The sequence below is a fragment of the Mesorhizobium sp. M7A.F.Ca.US.007.01.2.1 genome, assembly GCF_003998165.1.
GTDB lineage: Bacteria > Pseudomonadota > Alphaproteobacteria > Rhizobiales > Rhizobiaceae > Mesorhizobium > Mesorhizobium ciceri.
Genome location: NZ_RZQP01000336.1, coordinates 1 through 5,131, shown reverse-complemented (window position 1 = coordinate 5,131; position 5,131 = coordinate 1). Strand labels below are relative to the sequence as shown.

At 63.2% G+C, this 5,131-nt stretch carries 8 protein-coding genes; 7 read left to right on the top strand and 1 reads right to left on the bottom strand.

Annotation, left to right across the window (positions count from 1 at the left end; translation table 11 throughout):
* From EN949_RS32885 to EN949_RS32860, 6 genes are all read left to right on the top strand, one after another.
* The coding region (locus EN949_RS32885; protein WP_164782616.1) for a cytochrome c at window positions 1-278 on the top strand (278 nt) is incomplete at its 5' end.
* Complete coding sequence (gene ctaD, locus EN949_RS32880; RefSeq protein ID WP_013525140.1) at window positions 275-2,251, top strand: cytochrome c oxidase subunit I; 1,977 nt, start codon at window positions 275-277, stop codon at window positions 2,249-2,251. The genes EN949_RS32885 and ctaD, both read left to right, overlap by 4 nt.
* Window positions 2,248-2,853 carry a cytochrome c oxidase subunit 3 gene (locus tag EN949_RS32875; RefSeq protein WP_013525139.1) on the top strand — a complete coding sequence of 202 codons (606 nt, stop codon included), beginning with the start codon at window positions 2,248-2,250 and terminating at the stop codon, window positions 2,851-2,853. Before ctaD ends, EN949_RS32875 begins: the two co-directional genes overlap by 4 nt.
* 1 nt (window position 2,854) lies before the next feature.
* Complete coding sequence (locus tag EN949_RS32870) at window positions 2,855-3,196, top strand: hypothetical protein (protein WP_127367250.1); 342 nt, start codon at window positions 2,855-2,857, stop codon at window positions 3,194-3,196.
* Entirely contained in the window at window positions 3,193-4,071 is an 879-nt protein-coding gene (locus EN949_RS32865; protein ID WP_024504617.1) for a cytochrome c oxidase assembly protein, read from the top strand. The genes EN949_RS32870 and EN949_RS32865 overlap by 4 nt, the downstream gene beginning before the upstream one ends.
* Window positions 4,052-4,468: a c-type cytochrome gene (locus tag EN949_RS32860; protein WP_063170780.1), complete on the top strand. Its 417-nt coding sequence runs from the start codon at window positions 4,052-4,054 to the stop codon at window positions 4,466-4,468. Before EN949_RS32865 ends, EN949_RS32860 begins: the two co-directional genes overlap by 20 nt.
* A 71-nt stretch (window positions 4,469-4,539) precedes the next feature.
* On the opposite strand, the gene EN949_RS36250 is transcribed toward EN949_RS32860, so the two are convergent.
* On the bottom strand, window positions 4,540-4,911 hold the full coding sequence (locus tag EN949_RS36250; protein WP_206534986.1) for a hypothetical protein: 372 nt from the start codon (window positions 4,909-4,911) through the stop codon (window positions 4,540-4,542).
* Here EN949_RS36250 and EN949_RS36245 point away from each other — a divergent pair.
* Window positions 4,910-5,104 (top strand): hypothetical protein, encoded by a 195-nt coding sequence (locus EN949_RS36245; RefSeq protein ID WP_206534985.1) that lies wholly within the window; start codon window positions 4,910-4,912, stop codon window positions 5,102-5,104. The two genes, EN949_RS36250 and EN949_RS36245, sit on opposite strands and share 2 nt — an antisense overlap.
* The last annotated feature ends 27 nt before the right edge of the window (window positions 5,105-5,131 follow it).

Genomic DNA, 5,131 nt, shown 5'->3' with positions numbered 1-5,131 from the left:
GCGAAGCCAAGGTCGGTGCGGACCTGTTCCTCAAACGCCCCTGCGTGATGTGTCACAGGATCGGGGGGACGCCGGCCGGCGGAACGGTGGCTCCCGATCTCACCCACATAGCCAGCCGGCAGACGCTCGCTGCCGGGACCTTGACGATGAGCCGCGGCAATCTCGCCGCCTGGATAGCCGACCCGCAAGGCATCAAGCCCGGCTCCCACATGCCGGTGGTGGAGCTCAGCGGCGATGAGCTCAATGCCGTGGTCGCCTATCTCGAGGGTCTGAAATGAGCAGCGCGGATCTCACAAGCCAACGCGACCTGCCGCCGGAGCGCAAGGTATCTGCAAAAGGCGACATCGCGCCCGAGCATGACGGACCGCGCGACACCGGCATGGATGATGCCGGCCTGCATCGCTGGCTCGAGCGCACCTGGCGGACGCCATCCGGTATCGTCGGAGCCTTGTCGAGCGTCGATCACAAGGTGATCGCACGACGCTATTTGATCACCGCTTTCGTGTTCCTTGGTCTTGGCGGCCTCAACGCTGTCGTCATGCGCATCCAGCTTTCTGGACCGCAACGCGGGCTGATCGGGCCCGACCTCTACAATCAGCTGTTCACCATGCATGGCGTTACGATGATGTTTCTGTTCGCCGTGCCCATCGTGCAGGCGACCGGGATCTACCTGGTGCCGCTGATGGTCGGCACCCGCAACATCGCGTTTCCGCGCCTGAACGCGTTCAGCTATTGGGTCTACGTCTCGGGCGGCGCTTTCGCCTGGGTGTCCTTCGCCCTCAACATGGCCCCTGATGTGGGCTGGTTCGCCTACGTGCCGCTGTCCGGCCCCGAATTCGCACCGGGCAAGCGGGCTGACGTCTGGGCGCAGATGATCACCTATACCGAAGTGTCGTCACTGGCCGTCGCGGTGGCGACCATCGTCACGGTCTTCAAGCAGCGAGCCCCCGGCATGTCGCTGGACAAGATCCCGCTCTATGTCTGGGCGATGCTGGTCACTTCCTTCGTCGTCGTCTTCGCGATGCCGGCGGTGATGATCACCTCGACTTTCCTGATCCTTGACCGGCTGGTTGGCACGCACATCTTCAACCCGGCCGAAGGTGGGGATGCTCTGCTGTTCCAACACCTCTTCTGGTTCTTCGGCCATCCGGAAGTTTACATCATCTTCCTGCCGGCGACGGGCATGGTGTCCTCGATCATTCCTGTTTTCGCCAGGCGACCGACATTCGGTCATCTCGGGCTGGTCCTGTCGCTGATCGCGGTCGGCTTCCTTTCGTTCGGGCTTTGGGTCCATCACATGTTCGCCACCGGCCTGCCAAAGCTTGGCGCCAGCTTCTTCACCGCATCCAGCATGATGATCGCCATCCCGAACGGCGTACAGATCTTCTGCTGGCTGGCAACATTATGGGACGGCAGACCGGTGATCCGAACTCCGTTGCTGTTCGTCTTCGGCTTCTTCTTCATCTTCGTCATCGGCGGGCTGACCGGCGTGATGCTCGCCTCGGTGCCACTGGATCTTCAGGTCCACGACACCTATTTCGTCGTCGCGCATTTCCACTACGTGCTGATCGGCGGCTCGGTGTTCCCGCTGCTTGGCGCGGCTTATTTCTGGTTCCCGAAGGTCACCGGCCGCATGATGAGCGAACGCCTCGGGCGGTGGCATTTCTGGCTGGCCTTCATCGGGTTCAATGCAGCCTTTTTCCCGATGCATCTGGTCGGCCTGTGGGGCATGCCACGACGTGTCTACACCTATCCGGCCGAGCTTGGCTGGGGCAACATCAACCTTTTCATCTCGGCTGGGGCGTTACTCTTCTTCCTGAGCTTTGTCCTGTTCACCTTCAACCTTGTGCATGGCGCGTTGAAAGGCACCTCGGCCGGCAACAATCCGTGGGACGCAGGAACCTTGGAGTGGGCAACATCCTCGCCGCCGCCGAGCTATAATTTCGCACGCATTCCCATCGTCACTCATATCGAGCCGCTCTGGGCCGAGCGCGAGGCGCTCCCTGTAGCGACCGGGCTCCGCGTCGACGCGCGCGAACTCCTCATCTCGACCGTGGCCGAAGCTCATCCCGACATTCGCGAGAAATCGGCCGCCCCTTCGATCTGGCCGCTTTTAGCGGCGCTGGCCGTCGGCGGCACGTTTCTCTATTCAATCTTCACGCCCTGGGCGATCGTCTGGGGCGCCGCGCCAATCGCCATCACGTTGATCGGATGGTTCTGGCCCAAGGGCGATCCGGAGGACGAGGAATGAAGCAGCGCGCCGCCGCCGATCTTTCTGGCCTGCCCACCTTCGGGCACGGTCCGCGCAGCCCGACCTGGTGGGGCACGCTGGGTTTCATGGCGCTGGAAGGCACGGGCTTCGCGCTGGCGGCCGGCGCTTATCTCTACCTTGCGCAGTCATGGCCAGACTGGCCGCTCAGCGCACCGCGCCCGAACCATTGGCCCGGAACGATCGTCACCATTTTGTTCATCGTCAGCCTAGTGCCTAACCACATCCTCCACCGCTATGCCAAGCAATGTTCGATGGTGCCGGTGCGGATCGGGCTGATGGTCATGTCGCTGCTCGGCATCGCTCCGCTCGTCGTGCGCTGGTTCGAATTCCCGGCCCTCAACATCTATTGGGACACCAATGCCTATGGATCGATGCTCTGGGTGCTGCTCGGGCTGCACACCACCCATCTCATCACCGATGTCGGCGACACCATCGTGCTGACTGTGCTGATGTTCACGCGCCACGGCTATAGCGGCCGTCGCTTCGGCGATGTCGGCGACAATGTCTTCTACTGGGACTTCGTGGTCCTGACCTGGATTCCGATCTATCTGCTCATCTACTGGGTGCCGAGGCTAGGCTGAGATGCGTGCATTACGCCTGGGAACGTCTTGGGGTGGTCTTCTGTCAGGGCCGCTGGCGTGGGCGGTCTCGACACAGCTGAATTATGCGCTGGTGCCCTGGCAATGCAATCGCCAGGTGCCGGTCGTGCTTCCCGTGGCGCTGCTGCTCGTCTTGTTGTCGCTGCTCGGCGGGGCGCTGTCGTGGCGGGCGAAGCGGCGAGGCGGTGCCGCATTCAAGCCGGAGCGTACGCGCGCCACAGAGCGCTTCGTCGCCAATCTCGGCATGCTGTCGGCGTTGCTGTTTGCGCTTGTGATCCTCATGCAAGGCAGCGCAGCGCTGATCCTGGATGAGTGCGTGCGATGAATCTGGACGGGCTGTTCTCTACTTCCATCTGCTACGGCGCCGGCGCACCCGAGGCCGGGTGGACGCTCGCGCTGCCCATCACCCTGCCACTTGCCGTGCTTGCCCTGATATATGTCGTTGGAGCTGGCCGGCTTTGGCGGCGCAGCAGCCGCGGCAGGACTCTGCGGCTGCGCCAGGCTCTGCTGTTCACGGCCGGATGGGGCGTGTTGACGGCCGCGTTGGTCAGCCCGATTCATGCACTCGGTGAGCAGATCTTTGCGGCGCATATGATCGAGCATGAACTGCTGATGGCCGTGGCGGCGCCGCTGCTGGTCTCCGCCAGCCCGGCTGCGGCCTTGATGTGGGGATTTCCCGCCGGGGTCCGGCGCATTCTTGGAATGGCCGGGCACGGCAGATGGCTGAATGCGGTTTGGTCTTTCGTAACTCGACCGCTCAGCGCGACCATTGCCCACGGCCTGGCCATATGGATCTGGCACCTTCCGGCGTTGTTCGAGGCCGCGCTCGAACGCGGCGTGATGCACTATGCACAGCACGCGAGCTTCTTCGGAACAGGGCTGCTGTTCTGGTGGGTACTCTTGCCGCGTCCCGGCCGCCAGCATGCCTATGGGACCGCAGTGATGCATCTTTTCGTCACCTCGCTGCACACTGGCCTGCTTGGCGTGCTCCTGCTGCTCTCGCCGCGGCTCTGGTACCCGCAGAACGCGGTGGGTGCGGCACTATGGAATTTGAGCCCCCTGGAAGACCAGCAACTTGCCGGGCTGGTGATGTGGGTTCCCGCTGGACTGATCTATGGCGGCGCAGCGCTGCTGCTGGCCGCGCTGTGGATCAAGGCGAGCGGAAGGGGGGAGGCTGCGCATGCCTACGAGCTTGTCTAAGCTGCTTGCCGGCGCCAGCGTCGCGCTGGTGCTGCTCGTTGCGGGCGTGGCCGGAATGACCTGGTGGTCCGATCAGGCGGCGCGCATCCGCCACGAGGCGGAGGCGGCCACGGGAGGTGACATTGCGCGCGCCATGCCGATCATGACTGCGAATGGTTGTTCCGGCTGCCATACGATTTCGGGCGTGCCGGGCGCGCAAGGGCAGGTCGGTCCACGCCTCGACGCCAGTCTTGCTGACCGCACCTTTATCGGCGGCGGGCTGGCCAACAATCCAGAGAACCTGATCCGCTGGATACGATCTGCCAGGGAAATCAATCCGCGCACGGCCATGCCATCGACCCGAATTTCGGAGCAGCAGGCGCGCGATATCGCGGCCTACCTCTACGCTCTGAAATGATTGAGCGGTTCACCGTTTGACGGACAACGCCGACCCTTCTGAAGAGACCGATTATCGTTGATCCATTCAAGCTAGGTTTGACGCTGAGATGGATCGGAAATCCGTTCACGCACGGCATGCTCGGTCTTGTCTGCTGTGGACTTCACGATCTCGCCGAGCTGATCGGCGATCGTGTCTGCTTCCATATGTTGCCGGCCAGCTTCCTGCTTGATGGTTCCATAGGCTTCGGCGGCGACCTGCTTGGCCTCGTCGAGACCCCTGTCGAGCATGGTTTCGGCGGTATCGCGAAGCTTGTCGCCATAGGCGCCTAGCTGCTCATCCTCCGTTGCGGTATGGGGCAGCATTGCACCTATGGCGGCGCCGATGGCGAGACCCGCGGCCGCTATGGCCAAGGGCTGGTTCTCCAACAGATCTTGCGCGGAGCGGGTGGCTTTCGCCGCCATGTCGCCGGTCACCGATCTTGCAGTGGCCGTGCTGCCCGTCAAACCCTCCGCGGCGCTGCTTGCCGCGCTGGAAACGGTATCGCCGACGCTGGTGGCAGCTGATGACAGAGATGCGGCGGCATCGGAAAGCGTGCTGCCCAGGCCTCCACGTTCCCGTTCATCATGTCGTCCCGGCGCCGAGGGCATTGAGTAGCCAGCCGAACCGCGGGCGGTGTCTGCG

What these genes read in the sequence shown, in the direction of transcription:
- EN949_RS32870 (WP_127367250.1), top strand. Translation starts at nt 2,855, where the DNA reads ATGCGTGCATTACGCCTGGGAACGTCTTGGGGTGGTCTTCTGTCAGGG.
- EN949_RS36245 (WP_206534985.1), top strand. Translation starts at nt 4,910, where the DNA reads ATGTCGCCGGTCACCGATCTTGCAGTGGCCGTGCTGCCCGTCAAACCC.
- EN949_RS32865 (WP_024504617.1), top strand. Translation starts at nt 3,193, where the DNA reads ATGAATCTGGACGGGCTGTTCTCTACTTCCATCTGCTACGGCGCCGGC.
- EN949_RS32860 (WP_063170780.1), top strand. Translation starts at nt 4,052, where the DNA reads ATGCCTACGAGCTTGTCTAAGCTGCTTGCCGGCGCCAGCGTCGCGCTG.
- EN949_RS32875 (WP_013525139.1), top strand. Translation starts at nt 2,248, where the DNA reads ATGAAGCAGCGCGCCGCCGCCGATCTTTCTGGCCTGCCCACCTTCGGG.
- EN949_RS36250 (WP_206534986.1), bottom strand. Translation starts at nt 4,911, where the DNA reads ATGGCGGCGAAAGCCACCCGCTCCGCGCAAGATCTGTTGGAGAACCAG.
- ctaD (WP_013525140.1), top strand. Translation starts at nt 275, where the DNA reads ATGAGCAGCGCGGATCTCACAAGCCAACGCGACCTGCCGCCGGAGCGC.